This window comes from Nocardia sp. NPDC057272 (genome assembly GCF_042668615.1).
Classification (GTDB): domain Bacteria; phylum Actinomycetota; class Actinomycetes; order Mycobacteriales; family Mycobacteriaceae; genus Nocardia.
This window is the reverse complement of sequence record NZ_JBHUYK010000008.1, coordinates 55,942-76,702: the sequence shown is the minus strand read 5'-3', so window position 1 is coordinate 76,702 and position 20,761 is coordinate 55,942. Positions and strand designations below refer to the sequence as shown.

The window sequence follows — 20,761 nt, the reverse complement described above, 5'->3', positions numbered from 1 at the left end:
CGTGGCATGAGCCACGTCACAACGGATGCTACCGAAAGGTTTGGGGCTCGCAATCGTTTCCTCCGACAACATTCCTGCAGGTCGGCTCGTCGTCACATACCGGGCGGCCGCGCGTGCGGCGGCTGACCATCGGGACCCCTATGGTGCGACGGCACTCCAGGACCGGCATGTTCGGCGTTGTGTACCGCGTCGACGACCAGGCTGCGGACGTGGTCGTTGTCGAGGCTGTAGTAGATGGTGGTCCCCTCGCGACGGGTGCGCACGAGCCTGGCCATCCGCAGTTTCGCCAGATGCTGGGACACCGAGGGGCCCGGCTTGCCGACCCGGCTCGCCAATTCGTTCACCGAGAGTTCTTGATCGGCCAGCGCCCAGAGGACCTGAACCCTCGTCGGGTCGGCCAGCATTCGGAACACCTCGACCACCAACCCCACCTGATCCTCAGCCAGGGGCGAACGAGCATCTGCATTCATGCGCAGATAATAGAGCCACGCGGGTTCGCCTCGCCAGGGTCGACGAAGTGAACGACGGATACTGTGACGAGCATGGCTGTTGACCGGATGCTGCCCACCGACGAGGCGCGCGACCTGATCGAACTGACCCGCGATATCGCCGACAAGGTGCTGGAGCCGAGGGTCGCCGAGAGCGAGAGGACCGGGGTCTTCCCCGACGGCGTCTTCCCCGCGCTCGGCGCGGCCGGGTTGCTCAGCCTGCCGTACCCGGAGGAATTCGGCGGCGGCGCACAGCCCTACGAGGTGTACCTCCAGGTCCTCGAGGAGATCGCGAGCCGCTGGGCTGCCGTCGCCGTCGCGGTGAGCGTGCACGGCCTGTCGTGCCATCCGCTGTTCACCTACGGCACCGACGAGCAGAAACAGCAGTGGCTCGAGGGCATGCTGTCGGGCGAAACCATCGGCGCCTACAGCCTTTCCGAGGCACACGCCGGTTCCGACGCGGCCGCTCTGCGGTGCCGGGCCACCCCCGTCGACGGCGGCTACAACATCAACGGCACCAAGGCCTGGATCACCAACGGCGGCCGCGCCGACTTCTACACCCTGTTCGCCCGCACCGGCGAGGGTTCGCGCGGCATCTCCTGCTTCCTCGTCCCCGCGGGCACCGAGGGCCTGAGCTTCGGCAAGCCCGAGGAGAAGATGGGCCTGCGCGGCATCCCCACCACCACCGCCGCCTACGACGACGCGTTCCTGCCCGCCGAACGCCGCATCGGCGAAGAGGGGCAAGGACTTTCGATCGCGTTCAGCGCACTCGACGCGGGCCGCCTCGGCATCGCCGCCGTCGCCACCGGCGTCGCCCAGCGCGCGCTCGACGAGGCTGTCGCCTACGCCAAGGAACGAGAAGCCTTCGGCCGCAAGATCATCGACCACCAGGGCCTCGGGTTCGTCCTGGCCGACATGGCCGCCGCCGTCGACACAGCCCGCGCCACCTACCTCGACGCCGCCCGCCGCCGCGACGCGGGTCTGCCGTATTCGCGCCAGGCTTCGGTCGCCAAACTGGTCGCCACCGACGCGGCCATGAAGGTGACCACCGACGCGGTCCAGGTCTTCGGTGGCTACGGCTACACCCAGGACTTCCCCGTCGAGCGCTACATGCGCGAAGCGAAGGTCATGCAGATCTTCGAGGGAACCAACCAGATCCAGCGCCTGGTCATCGCCCGCCACCTCGCCGGTAGCTAATAGGCAACGCGCTGATCAACAGCGGTCAGCGCGTTCGGGCAACCGATCAGTAAACTGGACGGCATCTCGACACCTCGACGAAATGAGGCGCGCGATGCTGTGGTGGCTGATCGTGATCGTGATCGTGTGCGTCGGTGCTCTGCTGTACCTGCGTGCCGAACAGAACAAGCGCAACGCGCGCGAGCTCGAGGAGGCACAGGCCGACGCGCGGGTAACCATCGAGCGGCTCGGCGGACAGGTCTACCAGCTGACTCCGCGCAACGAAGCCGCACGGCAGGCTCTGGCCGACGCGTCCGAACGCTACAACGCCGCAGGCGGTCAGATCGACCGCGCCGGCTCCCCCGCCCAGGCCCGGCTGGCCAAGCAGTCCGCGCTGGAGGGCCTCTATTACATTCGCGCCGCCCGCACCGCGATGGACATGGACCCCGGTCCTGCGATCCCGGCCATCGATGGCCAGGACATCGCCGGTCAGGTCGACGAGCAGCGCACCATCGCCCACAACGGCCGCTCGATCACCGCCTCCCCCGCCCCCTCCGCGGGCACACCGAACTACTTTCCCGGCGGCCGCGTGGCAGGTCGCCCCGTCCCCGCCGGTTGGTATTCCGAGCCGTGGTGGAAGCCCGCGCTCATCGCCGGAGCCTGGGGCGCGGGCTCGGCGCTGTTGTTCACCACGCTGTTCGCCGGAATGGGCGGGGTCGGCTACGGCGCGCAAGCCTTCGAGGACGGCACCGGCGAAGCGGCCGTCGATCCCGGCAACGACCAGGGCGGATTCGACCCCGGCGACACCGGCGGCGACTTCGGCGGCAGCGGGGGTTATGACACCGGCGGAGGTTTCGACAGCGGTGGCGGCGGCGATTTCGGCGCCTTCTGACCCCGCCCAACGGGCCTCTGCCACCGAACCCGACCCCACGCTATACTCAGCTCGGCCAGCCCAGCCTGGCCACGCCTTCGTAGCTCAGGGGATAGAGCAACCCTCTCCTAAAGGGTAGGTCGCAGGTTCGAATCCTGCCGAGGGCACCACAGCGGCTGAGTACCGGAATCAGCTGCCCCCGCTTCGAGCGAGCGCTGTCGCAATTCCCCTACTTCCGAGCCGGCTGATTGCGCGATATGCCGAGCTGATCGGCGAAGTTCGAGTAGTCGACTACTCTACGCCGCGACTACGCCGGACCCTATTGTTGATTCGGTACTGGACGCCTTCTCGGGTCATTCCACACTGGTGCTGCGCCACCCCAGCGTGGCCGAGCATTGTGTGGCGCAATCCGGATCGAGTGTTTGGGCATGAACGACGATTTCTGGGACGACCTTCTCGCGCATATCCGGCAGCGGGTTCTGGTGCCGGTTGTGGGGCCCGACGTGACCAGGGTCGATATCGGCGACGCCGATCAGTCATTCACCACACTCATCGGCCAACGCCTGGCCGAACGCTGGAACCTCTCCGTGCCGCCCGGACAAACCACCATGGATGCGGCGGTGGCGGCGTTCGTGCGCGAGCGCGGCCAAGACGAGATAGAGCGGTTGTATCGCGTCATCAACGACATCATCGTGGAGGTCGATCCAGAGCCCGGTGACGCACTCCGTGACCTCGCCGCGATCGATGACCTGCGTTTGTTCGTGAGCACGACGCCCGACCGAGTGCTCGCGAAGGCGGTGAACGCCGTCCGTTTCCAGGGAAGGCAAGGGGCACGAGAGATTTCGTTCTCTCCCAATCAATCCACCAGCGAACAGTCGCGAAATGCCCAACCGGCCACGGCCACCGATACCGTCATTCTGAATTTGTACGGCCAAGCAGCCTCCACGCCTCAATATGCGATCCATGAGGAGGACCGGCTGGAGTGGCTGCACGCATTACTCAGCGAAAAGGCGAGCCTTCCAGACTGGGTCAGTTATCAACTGAAGGAACATCCCCTGCTCTTCATCGGCTGCGAGATCCCCGACTGGCTCGGACGGTTCCTCCTGCGGATGTCCAGCAATACCCGGCTTTCGCTGGAACGCATTCCATTTTTTATCGCCGGCTGCTCGACGTCACAAGAACCATCCCTCTCGAGCTTTTTCGCGACGTACTGCCGCAAGACGCTGGTCCAGCAACTCGACATCGACCCGGCGACCTTTGTCGCGGAATTACGCGCGCGCTGGGTGCAGCAGACCGCTCCGAGGCGCCATGACGCGGTGGGCGGCGCCGTTCGTCCGCTGCCGGACGCTCCGACGATCTTCATCAGCTACATGCGCGAGGACGCCGACGCGGCCAGGCGGGTCTGCGACGCCATCACGAGTCTCGGCGGTGACGTGTGGCTCGACGAGCGGCGGCTCAGCCCGGGAGATGCGTGGGAACACGAGATTCTGAGCAGTATCCGCCGAACCGTCCGTTTGTTCGTCCCGATCATCTCCGCGAACACCGAGCACGCGGAGGAAGGTTACGTTTTCAAAGAATGGTACGAGGCGGCAGATCGCGCACGTTCCATCCCGAGCCGCCGTTTCATCGTGCCCGTGGTTATCGACGACAACGACGATCGCAGCCCGAGCCGTTACCGGCAGATGCCGGACAGCTTCGGGCGCTTGCACTTCGGCAGGGCGCCCGGCGGTGAGCCGGATCCGGGGCTCATCGCGATGCTGAAGGACGAGATCCGTGCGATGCGGCGGACAGCGGCATGACTACCATCACGCGAGCCGGGCAACTCGACAGCGAGAACCCGTGGCCGGGCCTGGAATCCTTCGAGGAGAACGGGCAGGCGTTCTTCTTCGGGCGCGACCGTGAAGCGGAGTCCTTACTGAACCACGTACGCGATGCTCCGGTCACGATCTTGTACGGGCGGTCCGGCCTCGGGAAGACCTCGCTGCTGCGAGCCGGCCTCTTTCCCGCACTGCGCGACGAACACTTCCTGCCGATCTACATACGCTTGGATCTCACGCAGAATGCGACGGCACTGTCTCGCCAGCTACACCGATCGGTGCGCGACTCGATCCGGGCCGAGGCGCCCGACGCGATGTTGCCCGCCGACGACGAATCGCTGTGGGAGTACCTGCATCGCAAGGACTTCGAACTCTGGAGCGCACAGAACTACCCGCTCACACCGGTGATCGTTCTCGACCAGTTCGAGGAACTGTTCACCCTCGGTGAGCGCGTTCCAGATCTCGTCCGGGAATTCATGCACGACCTCGGCGACCTTGCCGAGAACCGGATTTCCGACGACGTGGCCGCGCGGATCGACAGCGACGAGGCCGAGGCAGGCCGGTTCCGGCTCCGGTCGCAGAATTTCAAGTTGCTGATCACGTTGCGGGAGGACTTTCTGCCCAACCTCGAGGAATGGTGCCCGCTCATTCCCGCACTGGGACGCTCACGGATGCGGCTGCTTCCCTTTCGTGCCGACGCGGCGTTCGACGCGGTCTACAAGCCGGCCGGGCACCTGATCGACGATGCGCTCGCGCACCGGGTGGTGAGCATCATCGCCGGCGAAGACCTCCACCTCGGCCGGGATGCCTCATGGGTCGACGTCGATGACAATCTGACGGCCTCGGACGTGGAGCCCGCGCTGCTCAGCCTGTTCTGCCGCGAGCTCAACGAAGAGCGGAAACGGCGTGGGCGGGCGCGCTTCGACGAGCAGCTGGTCGAGGATGCCAAGCGCGACATCCTGTCGAACTACTACGCGTCGTGCGTGCGTGATCTGTCCCCGCGAGTCGCGGCGTTCATCGAGTCGGAACTGATCACCGAGAAGGGTTTTCGCGACAGCTACGCCCGTGAGGACGCGGTGCCGTCACGGCTGACCGACGACGATCTCGCCCGGCTGATCGGCTCGCGCCTGGTGCGGCTCGAGGAATACCACGGGGCGCAACGGATCGAACTGACCCACGATGTGCTCACGGGCGTCGTACGCGACCACCGCGACCGGCGGCGCGCGGAGGAAATGCGCGCGGCGCAGGCGGCCCATGCGGAAAAGGAGAAGCAAGCCCTGCTCGATGCTGCCGCCCGGCGTGAGGCCGAACTCGACGATGAGCGGCGGGCGGGACGGCGACTCAGGCGGCTGTCGACTGTCCTGGCAATGGTGTGCGTCGTATCGGTCGTGCTCGCGGTCTTGGCCGCGATCAATTGGCGATCGGCCGACGTCGCCCGCGAGGATGCCGCGGCCCGAAGCAGAGAGGTTTTCGCCGGGCGCCTGACCTCGCAGGCGCAGGCGATGCTGGCCGGTGACCGGCCCGGTGGCAAATTGGAAGCGCTCGATAAATTGCTCGCAGCGCAAGATATCTCGACGAACCCGGACCTCGGCGCGCTGGGGACGACGTTGCGGAACGAGGCGCGCTTGCACAAGGTCATCGACCTGGCCGCGCAAGATGGTGTGCTCAGTGCCGACGGCCGGCGGATTGCCACGGACACATCGTCCGGAATCAAGCTGGTGGACACGGAGACGGCGAAGCCGCTCGGAGAGCCGCTCGATATCGACGGCACGCTCGTGGCGACAAGCCTGGACGGGCGGTATCTCGCGCTGAGTCACGGGGACGACATCATTCGAGTATGGGACTCGGCCACGGGCGAGCCGATCGGGCCGCCGGTGACGGGCGGCAAGAACTCACTGCGAGTCGCTGCCGTCAGCCCGGACGGTAACCGGGTCGCCGCGAGCTACGGCGATCACACAGGTCTGTGGGACGCCCGGACCGGGCGCAGGATAGGGCCATCGCTGGGTGGGCGCGCCACACAGGTGCTGGCGCTGGCGTTCAGCCCCGATGGGAATCGCCTGGCTTCAGCAGGTACCGAGAAGACGGTAAAGCTCTGGGATGCGCGCAGCGGCGCGGCACTCGGCGAAACGGTAGCTGCCGGCGACCCGCGCATCAGCCGCAGCGAAGCGATACGGAGTCTGAGCTTCAGTCCCGATGGACACTTCATCGCCGCCGGCGGTAACACCATCGGCCTCGGTACATTGCTGGGCGCGGGCACACCGTTGCGGATCTGGAACGCCGATACCGGCGCCGCAGTCGGGAACCCGGTCACGGGCAATTTCGGCATCGTCCAATCGGTGGCATTCAGTCCGGACGGGGGTCGGATCGTCACAGGCGGCAGCGACAAGGCCGTACGACTGTGGGACTCGAAAACCGGTCAGCCGGTGGGCAATCCGCTCGGACTCAATGCGGCCGTCCGGTACGTCGCCTTCACCCCTGACGGCGACCGGATCGTCGCGGTGGCCGACGATACCGGCCAAGTATTTCACGCCGATCCCGCTGCGGCGTTGACCACCAAGGTAGGCGGTAGCACGGCGATCGGGCCGGTGTCGGTGGATACCAGGCACGGCGTGGACAGCCGCACGGATCGTCCGCGAATTCTTGTCCTTCGTGATGATGTACTGCGACGGCTGGACGTCGACACCGGTGAACAGATCGGGAACGTGATCGATTCCGAGGCACTCCGAGGAGGAACCCAGATCTCGTTCAGCCCGGATGAACGCTGGCTCGCGGTTGTAGGCCGGGACAACGACATCCGAGTCCTGGACGTAGCGAATGGGCGGCAGCGTGGCGCGCCGATGAAAGGGCACAACGACACGTTGAACACAGTGGAGTTCAGCCCGGACGGGAAGACACTCGCAACTGGAAGCAGTGACAATACGGTTCGACTCTGGGACTGGGCCGAGGGGCGGCAGATCGGCGAACCATTGACAGGTCACAAAAACCTCGTCCACAAAATCGCATTCAGCCAGGACGGCCGTCGCCTGTATTCCCTCAGCAGCGATTCCGTCCGTATCTGGGATACCGCCACAAGGCAACCGGTCGGTAAAGCAATGGAGAGCGACTTCTTCACGGGCATGACGCTCAGTCATGACGGCCGGCGCATCGCGGTCGCAGACGACGAGACGATCCGCCAATGGGACGCAGAAAGCGGTGACGCCGTCGGCGAGCCCTTCAAAGGCCACGACGATCCCATCGATTCCGTCGGTTACAGCCCCGACGGCAAGTATCTCGTCTCCGCCTCGACAGACCACACGCTGCGGTTCTGGGACGCCTACACCGGAGGTCAGATCGGACAACCGATCGTCACCGCCCCGGTCGGCCAAACCCCGCTTCTTGAATTCAGCAAGGACGGTCGTCGCGTTTTCATTGTTGCCCAGGGGGTCTCCTTGGACGGCAAGCCTCCATTCGTGGGCGGCGGGATCTGGCAGCTTCCGGCGCCCGCCGCGTGGCGAGACGCGCTCTGCGACAAACTCACCTCGAATCCCAGCGACGAGCAATGGAAGAACTGGGTTTCGGACGACCTACCGACCGCCGAGCTGTGCTGGGGCAAACCCCAGGCATGATCCTGATTCCACGCTGCGCCCAAACCAATGGGGGCACCCTCGTTCCGCTGCTGGTGAACGAAGGCTACTGCGTCTCCGCGCCGACCTACGGCGCGCTGGACCTGCCATGGCCGGTTTCGGCGCTCGGCGAGATGACCGGGGTGACGAATATCGTTCTGCAAGAAGGCTGTTCGCAAGCCGTCACCGATCACCTCGGCATCGTCGCCGATCCCCGCACAGCCGCCTACTTGCTCGACGCCCTCGAACACTCTCGCCCGGTGCCCTGCACGGCCGGATAATCGGACCGAAGGCGGCCGGTCTATTTCTCGCAGAGGGCGTGGTCCACCAGATCGCCGACCGTCCGCAGTTGCGCGAATCCTTTGCTCTGCGTGACATCCTCACCGACAGCGAGAGCGGCCGACAATGAGACGACGGCGCTTCGGCCGCCGTCATCGGTCACTCCGGCGTTGGTGAGGAATCCCGTCTGACCGCCGTTGTGCATCCAATAGGTGCCGCCGCAGGACAGCGGCACCGCGAACAGGCCGAGTCCGTAGCTCGCGCCGGGCCAGACCAGTCCGGTGACGCCGTCGACCGGCACCGTGGTACGCATCTGGGCCAGCTCTTCGGGTCGCAACAGTTGTCCGCCGAGCAGGCTTCGGTAGAAGGTGCCGATATCGGCGGTGGTGGAGAGGTAGCCGGCGGAGGCGTCGGCGTCCACCAGTTCGGTGACGTCGATCAGCGGACCGTCGGCCTCGAATTGCTGATACCCGTTCGCGTGCGGGTCGGGCAGCGTCGGCGCGTCGCCGGGCCAGCGAGTGTCACGCAGTCCGAGTGGTTCGAGGATCCGTGCGGAGATCTCGTCGTACCAGGGCCGGTTTGCCACCCGCTCGATGATCAGGCCGAGCAGGACATAGCCGACATTGGAGTACGACCACCCCGCGCCCGGCGCGAAGTCTGGTGCGTGCCGCATGGCGGCCGCCACCGTGTCGCGCGGATCGCGCACTTGATAGCGGAGCCGGTAATAGTCCTCGGCAGTGGCCATTTCGGGCGGGTTTTCGTGAATACCGCTGGTGTGCTGAAGTAGTTGCCGGACGGTGATTCCCGCACCGTCATTTCCGTTACCGCGCACCATATCCGGCAGCCGGCGCTGAACGGTGTCCTCCAACGAGAGCCGACCTTCGCCGACCAGCATGAGGACCACCGTGGCGACCATCGTCTTGGTCAAGCTCCCGATCCGAAAATACCCATCGGGCGAAACCTCATTCAGGGCAACAGCATCCGAGTGACCCGCTACCGCGGTCCGATCGGTCCCGACGCCCACGACCCTGGCCTGTACTCCCGTGGTTCCCAGTGCCGCGATCGCGTCGACGTCCCGTCGCAGAGTGTCCGCGCGGGGTTCGGCGTCGCACCCGCAGACCGTCGAGGCCAGCGCGAGCACCGCGGCCAGGATCGTGTATCGCATCGTTCCCCTTTCGAACACTGGGAACCTATCGACGCCGAACACCCCTCGACATCCCACTGCGGTACGGCGACTCACTCACCCCGCGGTACCGACTCGGCGTTCGCGCGCCGGACGAGTCATGGCGCGAGCGCGTCCGCGAGATTGGCGATCAGTTCGGCGCGGGTCTGGCTCTCGTGCGCGACCCACGCGGGTTGACCGGGGCCACTTCGCCAGGATTCGCGGAGCGGGCTGTTGTCGACGGTGTCGAAGCCGAACTGGTCGTACAGTCTCGTCACGAGGTCGACCGCTTCGGAAAAGTCGCTCGACGCCGACAGCGCCAGCCGCCCCGGGGTGCCCGCCGGTTTACCCGCGGTGGTGATCCGGGGAGCTTGGATGTGTGTGAAGGCCTTGACCACCTTCGACGTCGGCAGTTGCTCCTGGCGCAGCTCGTGAACGGTCTTCTCGCCCGAGTCGATCACCGGGATATTGCCGTCACGCCAGACCATGTAGTTGTTCGTGTCGAGGACGATTTTTCCCGCGAGCTGATCGACCGGCATGTTGTTGACCACCGCGAGCGGGACGGCCACCACCACGAATTCGCCCGCGGCGGCGGCTCCGGCAGCGGTGGCGGCGCGCGCCGAGGGGCCGAGCCGGCCGATGAGGTCCGCGAGCGTCTCGGGTCCCCGCGAGTTCGCGATGACGACGTCGTAGCCGTTCGCGATCGCCGCGCGGGCGATCTGGCTCCCGACCTCGCCCGCGCCGATGATGCCGATTGTCGTCACCGCGCGACCGAATTCTCGATCATCTGCAGGGCCGCGATCTTGGCCAGGCGCAGCTCCTCCGCGCCGATACCCGATTTGTGCAGGAACTCGATTCCCTGCATGACGGCGATCAGCGCGCGGGCAGTCTGCTCCGCGTCGATGTCGGCGTCGATCTCGCCGTGTTCCTTGGCCTGGGTGATTTGGCGGGCGAACAGCGCGAGGGTCCTGGCGTAGACCTGGCAGGTGAGAGCCCGGACGCCCTCGTCCTGCGCGCTCAGGGCCGCGGCGCTGTTGGCCATCAGGCAGCCTTGCGGCGGTAGATCCAGGCGGCCGCCGTCCTCGAACGTGACAGCCGACGTGAGCCCGTGCCACGGGCTCGGGTCGGCGGTGACGGCGGCCTCGAGCCCCGCGGACTGGAGCGCGCAGTAGTCGTCCAGGATCCGCAGAAAAAGGTCGTGCTTGTTGCCGAACGCCCCGTACAGGCTCTGTGTCCCCAGCCCGGTCACGTCGGTGAGGTCCTGGACCGACGTCGCCGCGTAGCCGTCGCTCCAGAACTTGGCTCGTGCGGCGGTGAGCACCGCCTGCTCGTCGAACTTCCTCGGCCTGGCCATGTTCCGAACCTAGCAGTTATTGAGTGATCCCTCAAATTTGACAAGTGGCGCCCCCACTGCAATTTTTGAGTGATCACTCCATAAACAGACCGAAGGATGCCGCACATGACCACAGGACTGCTCGAAGGCAAGACCGCGCTGGTAACGGGAGGATCCAGGGGCGTCGGCGCCGGCATCGTCGCCCGATTGGCCGCTGACGGCGCGAAAGTGGCCTTCACGTACGCGAATTCGGACAAGAGCGCGGCCTCCGTGGCCGACGCGGCCGCCGCCGCGGGGGGCACCGCGCACGCGATCCATGCCGACAGCCTGCGCGAACAGGACGTGGAGCGCGCCGTCGCGCACACCGTCGACCGGTTCGGTGGACTGGACATCCTGGTCAACAACGCCGGCGTCGGCAGCTTCACCACGATCACCGACCTGACCATGGACGAGATCGACACGATGCTGACGGTGAACGTCCGGTCCGCCATCGTCGCCATCCGGGCCTCGCTGACACACCTGGGCGACGGCGGGCGGATCATCAACATCGGCAGCATCAACGCCGACCGCATGCCGTTCCCCGGCGGGTCGATCTACGCCATGACCAAGGGCGCGCTGGCCAGCCTGACCCGCGGCCTCGCGCGCGAGCTGGCCCCGCGCGGAATCACCATCAACAACATCCAGCCGGGCCCGGTCGACACCGACGCCAATCCGGCCGACGGGCCCGCCGCGTCGACCATGCTGTCGGTGATGGCCACGGACCGGTTCGGCACCGCCGCGGAGGTCGGCGCTTTCGTGTCCTATCTCGCCGGACCCGATTCCGCGTACATCACCGGCTCCAGCCTGAACATCGACGGCGGATTCGGAGCATGACCCCGAGGCAGAACCTCGGCAGCGACGCCCGCCAGGACACCGCCACCCACACGGGTACCGTCATCGGCCCACCGCGGCCGGCCTGATCGTGCGAACGTTGAACCACGCGTAGAAAGGAAACCCATGAATGTTCGGACTCGTCGATTCGCCTTCGCTGTGATGCTCGGCGCCGTGCCCGCCGTGCTCACCGCACCGAATGCGACCGCGGCCGTGACCGGAGTGAGTGTGGAGCAGCCTGCCGAGGGCCTGCGCACCGGCTGCGCTTACACGGTCACAGTCGGTGTCGACGCACCGGTCTCCGAGGCCGGGGAGGTGACCATCGGCATCAGCGGTGGTTCGGTGCCCGGGAACGGCAAGCAGCTCGGGGTCGCCGTCTACCATCCCGAGAACGGCACCGCGACCTTCGACTGGACACCCGAGTACACCGGTCGTCAAAATCTTGTCGCCCAGCAGTTCAAGCCGGGGCAATACACCTCTACGGACTACATCACGGTCGAGGTCGTAGGCCGCGGCCTGAACACCGGGAGCTCCTGCCTGCCGCTCCCGTAGAACCACAGGCCGGCCGACTTCCCCGAAATCCGGCAACCCGCGCGATTAGGATCGCGACGGTGGGATTGGTGTTCGAGACCCGACTATCGGACTCGCCATGGGTGGAGTCGGTCTGGACCTGCCGCAGTGAGCAGGTCGCGGAGATGACATCCGTGGCGACCGAGACCTGGGGATTGGTGTTCTGGGAGCAGCGGGGTGTGCCGTTCGCGGCGGTCACCGGGCCGGAAGTCGCCACCAGCACCGCACCCGTTCCCGAGGGGGCCGACTTCGTCGGCATCCAGTTCGCGGTCGGCACCTCGCTGCGCGCGGTGACCGCGACAACCCTGGTCGACAGTGGGATCGTCCTGCCCGATGTGACCGCACGGGGGTTCTGGCTGGACGGCGACCGATGGGAAACACCACGCGTCGACGACGCGGAAGCGCTGGTCGAGCGGCTGGTCGGCCAGGGCGCCGTGGTACGCGATGCCCTGGTCGCCGACACCCTGCGTGGGCTGACGCCCGCGATCACCGAGCGCACGCTCGAGCGTCGCTTCCGGGCGGCGACGGGCCTCACCCAGGGCGCGGTCCGTCAGATCGAGCGGGCCCGCACCGCGGCCGTGCTGCTGAGCGCGGGCGAGGCGCCGGGCGATGTCATCGACAAGCTCGGCTATTACGACGAGCCCCACCTCGCCCGCGCGCTGCGCCGCTTCGTCGGCCGGACGGCGGGGCAGCTGCGCGAGGGTGCCAGTGGTGCGATCGCGCTCGACCTCACTCAGCGCACCACGTCGTAGACCATCTTGGCGACGCCGTTGGAGTAGGTCGCCGAGTCGCGCAGGCGCAGCTGCTGTTTGGGCCGGTCGGCCCGGCCGAACAGGCTCTTGCCCGCGCCGAGCAGCACCGGGAACACGAGCAGATTGTATCGATCGATCAGCTCGGCGTCCGAAAGCCGCTGTGCCAGTTCGGCGCTGCCGTGGATGTAGATCGGGCCGCCGTCGGTCTGCTTCAGCTTCTCGATGTCCTCGGTCGAGCGCAGGATGGTGATCTCGCCCCAGCCCTCGATCAGCGCGTCGTCGGTAAGCGAGGAGGAGACAACATATTTGGGCAGCTCCTTGTAGGCAGCGTGATCCTCGGAATCGCGCCAGATCGGGGCGAACGCCTCGTAGCTGCGGCGGCCGAACATCAGCGCGGTGGTGTCGGCGAGTTCCTCACCCTTGAGCGAATACGCCTCCGGCACGAACTCGGTCTCCATCACCCACCCGCCACTGCGATGCCCCTCGACCTTCCCACCGGGCGAGTCCACCACGCCGTCGAGCGACATGAATCCCGTGTAAACCAGTTCGCGTGCCATCACAATCCTCCTGAATACGAGCGTCGGAAACTGCCTGCGGCCAGCCTAGGGAACGCTCCCCCACACTGTCTTGGACGAAACCGACACGAGCGTCCGAAGGGCCTAACCGGCGCGAGGCCGACGAAGTCGCCAGTTTCCTGTGCCGTTCTGCTTGGCTGGATGGATGCGGGATTCATGGGGTCGTGCGCAGCAGCCCGGTCAGGTTGTTCTTCTCAATGGGGTATCGAGTTCGGGCAAGTCGAGCATCGCGCGGCAGTTGCTGGCCGACCTCGAACGGCCCTTCTTTCACATGGGCGTCGACATGATCGGCGCGATGCGGTCGGAATCGCGGACCCACGAGCTGGATCCAGCCGAACTCGCCGATGTCCTGCGACGGACCCGAGCGGGGTTCCATCGCGCCGTCGCCGCGATGGCCTCGGCGGGCAACGACATCGTCATGGACCACGTCCTGAGCGAGCCGTGGCGGCTGCGCGATTGTCTGACGGTCATGCACGGCATCGACGTCGTCTTCGTCGGCGTGCACTGTTCACTCGACGAACTGCAACGCCGGAGGCGCCTAGCCCTCGACCTGCGCGCGCTGTGGGTGAACAGCGTCGCGGCGGGAGGCGCCCGATCAGCGTTGGCGCCAGCTCAGGGGGCCGGGGAGGTCGACGCTGTTCTTGCGAGTGCGGGAGTTCCAGGACCAGGGGCCGATCTTGATGCCCCAGGACGACAGGCCCGATTGGGTGAAATTGAACTTCAGCGGTCCGAAGGATTTGCGCTGACGGAACTTGATGGGCATGAGCAGCCTCCCTGATCGCCATCAGGATAGCCGATCCGGTTACGCCCCAGCGGTTTCCGCAGGTCGCTAGGACGAACCGGAACGTCGGCGACGACGAGCGATGGCGAACATGGTGAGGGCGGCGGCGATCGCGACGGTGATGGCGAGGATCAGCAGGATCAGGGGGGCGGTGGGGTCGGTTCGGCCCGCGCCGCTGCGGCGGATCAGCAGGGCGGCGATCAGGGGGCCGACCATCGTCAGCGCCACGGCCGTCGACAGCAATCCGCCGGTGATCCATTCGACGGGTCCGAGCCTGGCGCTGGATAACGAACACACAGGCCGGGAATGTACTGACATGACCTCCCCTTTCGTTGGTATCTGAAAGGTACCGCGCCGGAGGTAATAAACCGCGACCACGCGACCGGGCCGTCGCCGCCATGTCGACAGCAAACGAAGAGCGACTGCCGAGTCGGGCTATTCGGCCGCGCGTCGCTCGGATCGGGTGCGTGCCCGGTCCTGGGCCTCGCGCAACAACTCGCGGACCGTCGTGTCGGTGGCAGTCGACGGATTCACCACCGCGAGCCAGTTCGCGGCCGCGTAGAGGGGGTGGGCGACAACGGTGTCCTCGATGCTCGCGTCGGTCGGGGCGGCCGCGGCGGCGAAGGTCGTCTTGCTCACGGCGATATTGACGCGAAAGCTGCCGGGGCGGTTCAGGTCGGACGTCTCGTCGCCGGGGTAGTCCTTGGTCACGATGGTGGCGAAGGGCTGACCGGCGGGCACGACGCCGTCGGGGGCGTAGTAGAAGAAGGTGTCGCCCCAGCTGATCTCGGGAGCCTCACTCCCCTCGGTCGGCCGCAGCACCAGCACTCCACCGAGGCCGGTCACGTAGTCGGTTACTTCCTCGATCGTCATGCTTCGAGCGTCTCATCCGCATGCGAGCTGTTCCAACCCCGGTGTGAACTGTCCGGTCAGCGAGCGCCGACCAGTTCCCGCCTACCCAACGCGGCAACCGCCTGGCTCGCCGCCGAATCCGGGTGCACGGTGTACACCACCAGCAGCTGATCCAGATCGCCCGGCAAAGCCAATGTCTCGTAACCGAATTCGATCCGGCCGACCACCGGATGCTGGATCAGCCGGTCGCCGTGCGTATTGCCCGCCGAGGTGTGGATCGACCAGATGCGATGGAACACCGGGTTGCCGGCGGTGAGTTCGTCGATGAGTGAGGTCAGCCTGCGATCGCGCGGGCAGCGGTCCACCTGGCGACGGAGATAGGCGGCGGTCTCCGCGGCAACGGGTTCCCAGTCGGGATAGAACACGCCCGCCGCGGGGTTCAGCACCGTGAAGCGGGCCAGGTTACGTTCGGAGTCGGTGACCGCGTCGAAGCCGAAGACCTTGTCGCCCATGTCGTTCCAGGCCAGCACTTCCATGTGGCGCCCGAGCACGAACGCGGGCGTCGTGATCGAGTGGAGCAGCAGCCGGGTGCCGGGGCGAACGGTCGGGGCGTAGTTGTAGTCGGGGTCGGCGGGACGGACCAGCGTGTAGAAGTGGTCGCGCTCGGCGGCGTCGAGACGCAGGGCGCGGGCAACGGAGTCGAGCACCGAATCGGGGTAATCCTCATCGCGCCCCCGCTCCAACCGGGTGTAGTAATCCACACTCATGCCGGCCAGCTGCGCCACTTCCTCGCGACGCAATCCGACCATCCTGCGGCGACCGTATTCGCTCAGTCCGACGGCGGCGGGTTGGATGCGGGCGCGCCGGGTGCGAAGGAACTCGCCGAGAGCGGGTGACGACATGGCAGCCAGCGTAGAAGGTAGCGGCGGGTACGCGTGCATCGCATCATGCGAAGGGAATTGTTCGGTTGGTTAACGAGGTGCGTCGGGGCGGCGAAATACCGAGTACAACAAGTCGAGGGAGGACGTCCATGTTGATCCGATCCGCACTCACCGTTCTGTCCGGGGCCGCGCTGGCCGCCGGTTTCCTGGCCGCGGGACCGGCCGCCGCGCAGTCGGGACTCGGTGATTACACGCCGGTCGACCCCGTCGACTACCAGGTTCCCGAACCCGAATACGCGGGCAGCGTCTTCTTCACCACCCCTGATGGACGGCACTGCGCCATCTACTGGAACAACGGCCCGGCCGGGTGTGACGCGGTCCCGATCGACGCGCCCGCGGGCACCGACCAGCTCCGGGTCGGGATCCTCGAAGCGGCGCACTTCGTCGACGCCGACAGCCCGATCTTCACCCACCCGGCCGCGAAGGTGCTCCCCGAAGGTCACCGGATCACGCGGGAGAACACCACCTGCGGCATCGGCTATCAGGGGACGGTGAGCTGCGAGGTCGGCGAGCACGGCTTCACCCTGTCGGCCACCTACAGCGTGCTGCGCTGACGCGCCTTCAGCAGCTCGATCACCGCGGTGATGCTCTGCGCGCCGTGCCCCGCGGTGACCGCCCGGTCCAGTAGCTCGTGCATCGGGGCGTGCCAGGACAGGTCGACGCCCGTTTCGGCGCCGAGCCGCACATCGTCGGCGACGGCGGTGTGGAACAACTCGACCGAGGAGCCGAGGCGGGTGTAGTCCCTGTCGTCGATCTCGCCCGCCAGCACCGGGAGCAGCGACTCGATCATCTGCAACCACTTCACCGAATAGGGCACCATCGTCGACGCGGGCAGTCCGCGCGAGGCCAATACCGCCGCACCTTCGAGGAAGCCGAGCAGCGCGGGGAGCAAGATCGCGCCGACGGCGGATTCGTAGAGCGCGGCCAGATCCGGTTCGGCACCGAGGCATTCGAGATCGCCACCCAGTACCCGCAGGGTAGCGGCGTGCGTGTCGAACACCTCGCGATCGCCACCGAAATACAGCAGCGTCCGCGGATCACCCACGGCCGCGGGCACATTCTTGATCGCACCGCCGAGAAAGCGCGCACCTGAGCAGTGCGCGAAGTGCGCGAATTCCCTTGCCTGGTCGGGTGTTCCACTGTTCAGGGTGATGAGGTCGCGGCCCGCCAGCGCGTCGACGCCGAGCAGGCTCTCGCGGGTAGCGGCGAAGGTGGTGAGGCAGGAGATGATCACCGGGCTCGCGGCGACGGCATCGGCGATGTCGGCGTGCGCGGTCGCGCCCGCGTCCACCAGGGCCGTCGTTCGTTCGTGGCTGCGGTTCCACACCTGGGTGCGGTAGCCCGCGGCGAGGAAGGCGGCGGCCAGCGCGCTGCCCATCGACCCGGTGCCGAGCACCGTCACCGATTTCTCGATCATGTCCACTCCTGTCCACGAGGTCGATCGGACGACCTGCCTGGACCGAGTATCGATTCGGGTCCGCAGGCGGACAAGTACGCACTTGCGCCATCCGTTGCGCACCGGCAGGTAAGCAACCAGGTCACGGGCTACCAGGCATGACGGCGCTGTGCCAGGTGTCACCGGCCCGGATTTATGAACGTTGCCAATGTGGAGACGAGGATGCCTGTCACTCGCGCGGCACAGTCGTAGAGTCTGAGTATGTCGGAGCCCGAGATGACCGAATTGGTGCAGCGCAGTGTCGAGGAAGCGCTGCTCGGTGGGCCGCGTCGATATACGCGCACGCAGGTGGCCGAGCAGTCGGGGGTGCCCGAGTCGGAGTCGCGGCGGCTGTGGACAGCGCTGGGCTTTCCGGCCAATGAGGACGACGAGGTCGACTTCACGCAGACCGATATCACCGCGGTCACCAACTTTCGGAGTATGAAAGTTGTTTCCTCGTCCGATATTCGGCAACAGGCCGCGGCCGCGCGGACGATCGGCCAGGGCATGGCGCGGCTGGCGGAGTGGCAGGCCGACCTGGTGCTGGCCGAGATCAAGGCGCGCGTCGCCGCGGCCGATCCCGCGATTCCGCTGGCGGAACGGATCGGTGCCGCAACGGAATCCACCATGGCGAGCATCGACCAGTTGCAGTCGTATGTGTGGCGCAGGCACCTGGCGGCCGCGGTCGCCAGGTCGAGCGAGGCGCAGGGCGAAGGTTCGATGCGGACGCTGGCGGTGGGATTCGCCGACATGGTCGGTTTCACCCGGCTCACCAGGCACCTGCACCCCGACGAACTGTCCACGCTCCTCGAAGCTTTCGAGTCGACCACCACCTCGGCGATCACCGACAACGGCGGCTGGGTGATCAAGAACGTCGGCGACGAGGTGATGTTCGCCGCCGAGACCGCGGCCGCGGCCGCCCGCATCGCGCTGGCCATCCAGGAGTCGACCATGCTCGTCGGCGGCACGCCGGAACTGCGCGTGGCGTTCGCCTACGGCGAGGTGCTGCAACGCTTCGGCGACCTCTACGGCTCGGTGGTCAATATCGCCGCCCGCCTGACCGGCGTCGCCCGGCCGGGCAACATCCTCATCGACGACGCCGCGGCCTCGGCCCTCGACGACAACCCCGAATTCGCCATCCGCCACCTGCGCAGCGTCCGCGTTCGCGGTTTCAACCGCCTACGCCCCCACCGCCTGCGGCAGGCATGATCGCGACGTGCACAGCTTCGAAGTGCACAGCTCCGGCGCGGTGGCCCGCTGACCAGCCGTCGAGCGGCGTCGGCACACCGTTGCCTAGGGTGTTGTAGTGGACTTGGATTGGCGCAGCGTGCGCGAGGAGTACACCGTGTTCGCCGATGACGCGGTCCTCGCGTTGAACAAACCGTCGGGGATCTCGGTGACCGGGGAGCGACACGACACCGATCTGGTGGAGTTGGCGCAGGCGGCGGGGACGCAGCTGTATCCGGTGCACCGCATCGACAAGGTGACCTCGGGACTGGTGCTGCTGGCTACCGACCTGGCCGCGCACGGACCGTTGACCAGGCAGTTCAACAATCAAACCGCACGTAAGGCGTATCTGGCGATCGTGTCGGGCGCCGACCTGCCCGATGGCGGTGAGCTCGACCTGCCGTTGAGTGTGGGACGCAAGAATCGGGTGCGGATCGCGGCGCCACGCGAGGCGATCAAGCGCGAGGGTGACCGGTGGTTCGTCGACGAGGCGGATCTGCTGCCCGCGAAGAACTATCCGTCGCGCACCTTGTTCAGCACGGTCGCCCGCCACGGCGAGCACGCACTGCTCGCCCTGCGGCCGGTGACCGGGCGTCGCCATCAGATCCGCGTGCAGCTGGCCTGGATCGGCCACCCGATCCTGGGCGACCCGCTGTTCGACCGCAGCGCCGCGCTGCCCCGCACCCACCTGCACTCCTGGCGACTCGGCCTCGACGCCGACTGGCTCACCCCGCCGCTCCTCGATCTGGAGGCCACCCCCGGACCTGATTTCTGGGAGCCGTTCACGTCCGACCCGGACGAGAGCGCACGACTTCTCCACACCGCCGCACAACTGATTTCCGGCTGACTGTCACCCTCATACCCGGCTCGGCAACCACTCGGGTGCGCGGCCGAGAACGCGCAGGATGCGGTCCAGAGTCGCGGTCGTGTCCGTGACCTCGAGCGCCGGGCCGAACGCGGCGTCGGGCCGATGGCGAGCCGTGCCGGTGGGGACCGCTTCGGCGATACGCAGGGCGGTCGGGGCCAGGTCGGGGTCCAGGTCGATCGCTCGGCCTACCGACCGGGCGACATCCCAGGCATGGACGACGCTGTCGATGAGATGGAAGCCGAGGGCGGTCGCGACCGGGAACTCGCCCGGTGGGATTTCGGGCAGAAACAGGGTGCGGGCCTGGCAGGCGGCGAAGGCCGCGACGACGTCGTGGGCGGACCGGACATAGTCGCCGAGCGGATCGGTTGCGGGGCGCACCGCCCAGACCGCCGGGTCGTTCGCACCGCGAGCGGCTGCGGCGAAACCACGATTCTGGGTGCCCATGTGGTCCAGCAGAGCGCGCAGATCCCAACCTGCACATGGTGTTTCGTTCGACAGTGCGGCATCGGACACCGCCTCGACCGCGTCGATGCTCAGCCGCACCGCGCGCTCGTGCCGGACCAGGAGAAGTCGATCTTCCTCGGAGATAGTACGCATATGCTGACCGTACGCTCATGCTTACGATACGCCAAGGGTTATCGACCGAACCGTCCGGCGGTAGATTTCGACCATGCCGAAAGCGACCCGGCCGGATCTCGCGGCCATGCTCGTCCCGCTCGGCCGTGCGCTGACGGAGGCGGAGCGGCCCGTCCTCGACCGGCACGGGCTCACCATGTGGGCCTACGTGGTACTGCTCGGGCTCGACGAAGGGCCCGTCCACACCCAGGCCGCGCTCGCCAAGACGATCCGGGCGGACAAGACCCGGATCATCCCGGTCCTCGACGACCTCCAGCAGCGCGGCCTGATCCTGCGCGAGCCCGATCCGGCCGACCGGCGCGTCAACCTGGTCCGGCTCACCGCCGACGGCGCGAAGCTGCGCGACCGCGCCCAGCACGACATCCAGGAACAGGAGAAGCGACTACTGGCCGACCTACCCGCCGCCGATCGCCATACCTTCCTGCGCGTACTACAGCTGCTCGCCGACCGCACCCGAACCGCGGAATCACCCGGGTGAGCGGCGACACAGACCACCTCGTGGGTTTCAGTCCGTGGCACGGCTCAT

At 66.9% G+C, this 20,761-nt stretch carries 22 protein-coding genes, 1 tRNA gene and 2 pseudogenes; 14 read left to right on the top strand and 11 right to left on the bottom strand.

Translation table 11 applies throughout. From position 1 onward, the window contains the following. Positions 1 to 92: 92 nt before the first annotated feature. The gene (locus ACFULV_RS14325; RefSeq protein WP_378656546.1) at positions 93 to 470 is read right to left on the bottom strand and encodes an ArsR/SmtB family transcription factor; all 378 of its coding nucleotides are present in this window, start codon (positions 468 to 470) and stop codon (positions 93 to 95) included. 72 nt (positions 471 to 542) lie between these two features. On the opposite strand from ACFULV_RS14325, the gene ACFULV_RS14320 reads away from it, so the two are divergent. The 6 genes and pseudogenes from ACFULV_RS14320 to ACFULV_RS14295 form a co-directional block, all read left to right on the top strand. Continuing rightward, positions 543 to 1,685: an acyl-CoA dehydrogenase family protein gene (locus ACFULV_RS14320; RefSeq protein WP_378656543.1), complete on the top strand. Its 1,143-nt coding sequence runs from the start codon at positions 543 to 545 to the stop codon at positions 1,683 to 1,685. 94 nt (positions 1,686 to 1,779) lie between these two features. Next, positions 1,780 to 2,556, top strand: coding sequence for a DUF1542 domain-containing protein (locus tag ACFULV_RS14315; protein ID WP_378656540.1), 777 nt, complete (start codon positions 1,780 to 1,782; stop codon positions 2,554 to 2,556). A 73-nt stretch (positions 2,557 to 2,629) separates the two neighbouring features. Next, a tRNA-Arg gene (locus ACFULV_RS14310) sits at positions 2,630 to 2,705 on the top strand. 258 nt (positions 2,706 to 2,963) lie between these two features. Further along, entirely contained in the window at positions 2,964 to 4,334 is a 1,371-nt protein-coding gene (locus ACFULV_RS14305; RefSeq protein ID WP_378656537.1) for a toll/interleukin-1 receptor domain-containing protein, read from the top strand. Beyond that, positions 4,331 to 7,957, top strand: coding sequence for a hypothetical protein (locus tag ACFULV_RS14300; RefSeq protein WP_378656534.1), 3,627 nt, complete (start codon positions 4,331 to 4,333; stop codon positions 7,955 to 7,957). The genes ACFULV_RS14305 and ACFULV_RS14300 overlap by 4 nt, the downstream gene beginning before the upstream one ends. Before the next feature lie 20 nt (positions 7,958 to 7,977). Continuing rightward, positions 7,978 to 8,091, top strand: a pseudogene (locus ACFULV_RS14295) (lipase); the annotation flags it as partial. Positions 8,092 to 8,255: 164 nt separating this feature from the next. Here ACFULV_RS14295 and ACFULV_RS14290 read toward each other — a convergent pair. From ACFULV_RS14290 to ACFULV_RS14280, 3 genes are all read right to left on the bottom strand, one after another. Beyond that, positions 8,256 to 9,398, bottom strand: coding sequence for a serine hydrolase domain-containing protein (locus tag ACFULV_RS14290; protein ID WP_378656531.1), 1,143 nt, complete (start codon positions 9,396 to 9,398; stop codon positions 8,256 to 8,258). A gap of 116 nt (positions 9,399 to 9,514) precedes the next feature. Beyond that, positions 9,515 to 10,159: an NADPH-dependent F420 reductase gene (locus ACFULV_RS14285; RefSeq protein WP_378656528.1), complete on the bottom strand. Its 645-nt coding sequence runs from the start codon at positions 10,157 to 10,159 to the stop codon at positions 9,515 to 9,517. Continuing rightward, positions 10,156 to 10,749 (bottom strand): TetR/AcrR family transcriptional regulator, encoded by a 594-nt coding sequence (locus tag ACFULV_RS14280; RefSeq protein WP_378656526.1) that lies wholly within the window; start codon positions 10,747 to 10,749, stop codon positions 10,156 to 10,158. The genes ACFULV_RS14285 and ACFULV_RS14280 overlap by 4 nt, the downstream gene beginning before the upstream one ends. A gap of 105 nt (positions 10,750 to 10,854) precedes the next feature. On the opposite strand from ACFULV_RS14280, the gene ACFULV_RS14275 reads away from it, so the two are divergent. The 3 genes from ACFULV_RS14275 (at position 10,855) to ACFULV_RS14265 (ending at position 12,920) form a co-directional block, all read left to right on the top strand. Next, positions 10,855 to 11,601: an SDR family oxidoreductase gene (locus ACFULV_RS14275; RefSeq protein WP_378656523.1), complete on the top strand. Its 747-nt coding sequence runs from the start codon at positions 10,855 to 10,857 to the stop codon at positions 11,599 to 11,601. A gap of 123 nt (positions 11,602 to 11,724) precedes the next feature. Next, positions 11,725 to 12,150 carry a hypothetical protein gene (locus ACFULV_RS14270; RefSeq protein WP_378656520.1) on the top strand — a complete coding sequence of 142 codons (426 nt, stop codon included), beginning with the start codon at positions 11,725 to 11,727 and terminating at the stop codon, positions 12,148 to 12,150. 59 nt (positions 12,151 to 12,209) lie between these two features. After that, positions 12,210 to 12,920, top strand: coding sequence for a helix-turn-helix domain-containing protein (locus ACFULV_RS14265; RefSeq protein ID WP_378656517.1), 711 nt, complete (start codon positions 12,210 to 12,212; stop codon positions 12,918 to 12,920). Here the strand turns inward: ACFULV_RS14265 and ACFULV_RS14260 are convergent. After that, positions 12,902 to 13,477: a dihydrofolate reductase family protein gene (locus tag ACFULV_RS14260; RefSeq protein ID WP_378656514.1), complete on the bottom strand. Its 576-nt coding sequence runs from the start codon at positions 13,475 to 13,477 to the stop codon at positions 12,902 to 12,904. The genes ACFULV_RS14265 and ACFULV_RS14260 overlap by 19 nt on opposite strands. Positions 13,478 to 13,640: 163 nt before the next feature. Here ACFULV_RS14260 and ACFULV_RS14255 point away from each other — a divergent pair. Next, positions 13,641 to 13,979 (top strand): annotated as a pseudogene (locus ACFULV_RS14255) (AAA family ATPase); the annotation flags it as partial. Positions 13,980 to 14,090: 111 nt separating this feature from the next. On the opposite strand, the gene ACFULV_RS14250 reads toward ACFULV_RS14255, so the two are convergent. The 4 genes from ACFULV_RS14250 to ACFULV_RS14235 form a co-directional block, all read right to left on the bottom strand. After that, positions 14,091 to 14,258: a DUF4236 domain-containing protein gene (locus ACFULV_RS14250; protein WP_084472559.1), complete on the bottom strand. Its 168-nt coding sequence runs from the start codon at positions 14,256 to 14,258 to the stop codon at positions 14,091 to 14,093. Positions 14,259 to 14,324: 66 nt separating this feature from the next. Next, on the bottom strand, positions 14,325 to 14,573 hold the full coding sequence (locus ACFULV_RS14245; protein WP_378656511.1) for a hypothetical protein: 249 nt from the start codon (positions 14,571 to 14,573) through the stop codon (positions 14,325 to 14,327). Between the two features lie 138 nt (positions 14,574 to 14,711). After that, complete coding sequence (locus ACFULV_RS14240) at positions 14,712 to 15,149, bottom strand: DUF6194 family protein (RefSeq protein ID WP_378656509.1); 438 nt, start codon at positions 15,147 to 15,149, stop codon at positions 14,712 to 14,714. 56 nt (positions 15,150 to 15,205) lie between these two features. Then, complete coding sequence (locus ACFULV_RS14235; RefSeq protein WP_378656506.1) at positions 15,206 to 16,030, bottom strand: helix-turn-helix transcriptional regulator; 825 nt, start codon at positions 16,028 to 16,030, stop codon at positions 15,206 to 15,208. Between the two features lie 128 nt (positions 16,031 to 16,158). Between ACFULV_RS14235 and ACFULV_RS14230 the strand changes: the two genes are divergently transcribed. Next, positions 16,159 to 16,623, top strand: coding sequence for a hypothetical protein (locus ACFULV_RS14230; RefSeq protein ID WP_378632076.1), 465 nt, complete (start codon positions 16,159 to 16,161; stop codon positions 16,621 to 16,623). On the opposite strand, the gene ACFULV_RS14225 is transcribed toward ACFULV_RS14230, so the two are convergent. After that, positions 16,605 to 17,588, bottom strand: coding sequence for an NAD(P)-dependent oxidoreductase (locus ACFULV_RS14225; RefSeq protein ID WP_378656718.1), 984 nt, complete (start codon positions 17,586 to 17,588; stop codon positions 16,605 to 16,607). The two genes, ACFULV_RS14230 and ACFULV_RS14225, sit on opposite strands and share 19 nt — an antisense overlap. A 138-nt stretch (positions 17,589 to 17,726) precedes the next feature. Between ACFULV_RS14225 and ACFULV_RS14220 the strand changes: the two genes are divergently transcribed. Further along, positions 17,727 to 18,713, top strand: a complete 987-nt coding sequence (locus tag ACFULV_RS14220) for an adenylate/guanylate cyclase domain-containing protein (protein ID WP_378656503.1) — start codon at positions 17,727 to 17,729, stop codon at positions 18,711 to 18,713. A gap of 97 nt (positions 18,714 to 18,810) precedes the next feature. Beyond that, complete coding sequence (locus ACFULV_RS14215) at positions 18,811 to 19,578, top strand: RluA family pseudouridine synthase (protein WP_378632069.1); 768 nt, start codon at positions 18,811 to 18,813, stop codon at positions 19,576 to 19,578. A gap of 9 nt (positions 19,579 to 19,587) precedes the next feature. On the opposite strand, the gene ACFULV_RS14210 is transcribed toward ACFULV_RS14215, so the two are convergent. Then, positions 19,588 to 20,196 carry a TIGR03086 family metal-binding protein gene (locus tag ACFULV_RS14210; protein WP_378656500.1) on the bottom strand — a complete coding sequence of 203 codons (609 nt, stop codon included), beginning with the start codon at positions 20,194 to 20,196 and terminating at the stop codon, positions 19,588 to 19,590. Positions 20,197 to 20,269: 73 nt separating this feature from the next. Between ACFULV_RS14210 and ACFULV_RS14205 the strand changes: the two genes are divergently transcribed. Continuing rightward, positions 20,270 to 20,713: a MarR family winged helix-turn-helix transcriptional regulator gene (locus ACFULV_RS14205; protein ID WP_378632065.1), complete on the top strand. Its 444-nt coding sequence runs from the start codon at positions 20,270 to 20,272 to the stop codon at positions 20,711 to 20,713. The last annotated feature ends 48 nt before the right edge of the window (positions 20,714 to 20,761 follow it).

Excerpts from the sequence above, each read along its gene's own strand:
- ACFULV_RS14325 (WP_378656546.1), bottom strand. The coding sequence starts at position 470 with ATGAATGCAGATGCTCGTTCGCCCCTGGCTGAGGATCAGGTGGGGTTG.
- ACFULV_RS14320 (WP_378656543.1), top strand. The coding sequence starts at position 543 with ATGGCTGTTGACCGGATGCTGCCCACCGACGAGGCGCGCGACCTGATC.
- ACFULV_RS14315 (WP_378656540.1), top strand. The coding sequence starts at position 1,780 with ATGCTGTGGTGGCTGATCGTGATCGTGATCGTGTGCGTCGGTGCTCTG.
- ACFULV_RS14305 (WP_378656537.1), top strand. The coding sequence starts at position 2,964 with ATGAACGACGATTTCTGGGACGACCTTCTCGCGCATATCCGGCAGCGG.
- ACFULV_RS14300 (WP_378656534.1), top strand. The coding sequence starts at position 4,331 with ATGACTACCATCACGCGAGCCGGGCAACTCGACAGCGAGAACCCGTGG.
- ACFULV_RS14290 (WP_378656531.1), bottom strand. The coding sequence starts at position 9,398 with ATGCGATACACGATCCTGGCCGCGGTGCTCGCGCTGGCCTCGACGGTC.
- ACFULV_RS14280 (WP_378656526.1), bottom strand. The coding sequence starts at position 10,749 with ATGGCCAGGCCGAGGAAGTTCGACGAGCAGGCGGTGCTCACCGCCGCA.
- ACFULV_RS14275 (WP_378656523.1), top strand. The coding sequence starts at position 10,855 with ATGACCACAGGACTGCTCGAAGGCAAGACCGCGCTGGTAACGGGAGGA.
- ACFULV_RS14270 (WP_378656520.1), top strand. The coding sequence starts at position 11,725 with ATGAATGTTCGGACTCGTCGATTCGCCTTCGCTGTGATGCTCGGCGCC.
- ACFULV_RS14260 (WP_378656514.1), bottom strand. The coding sequence starts at position 13,477 with ATGGCACGCGAACTGGTTTACACGGGATTCATGTCGCTCGACGGCGTG.
- ACFULV_RS14250 (WP_084472559.1), bottom strand. The coding sequence starts at position 14,258 with ATGCCCATCAAGTTCCGTCAGCGCAAATCCTTCGGACCGCTGAAGTTC.
- ACFULV_RS14240 (WP_378656509.1), bottom strand. The coding sequence starts at position 15,149 with ATGACGATCGAGGAAGTAACCGACTACGTGACCGGCCTCGGTGGAGTG.
- ACFULV_RS14235 (WP_378656506.1), bottom strand. The coding sequence starts at position 16,030 with ATGTCGTCACCCGCTCTCGGCGAGTTCCTTCGCACCCGGCGCGCCCGC.
- ACFULV_RS14230 (WP_378632076.1), top strand. The coding sequence starts at position 16,159 with ATGTTGATCCGATCCGCACTCACCGTTCTGTCCGGGGCCGCGCTGGCC.
- ACFULV_RS14220 (WP_378656503.1), top strand. The coding sequence starts at position 17,727 with ATGTCGGAGCCCGAGATGACCGAATTGGTGCAGCGCAGTGTCGAGGAA.
- ACFULV_RS14210 (WP_378656500.1), bottom strand. The coding sequence starts at position 20,196 with ATGCGTACTATCTCCGAGGAAGATCGACTTCTCCTGGTCCGGCACGAG.
- ACFULV_RS14205 (WP_378632065.1), top strand. The coding sequence starts at position 20,270 with ATGCCGAAAGCGACCCGGCCGGATCTCGCGGCCATGCTCGTCCCGCTC.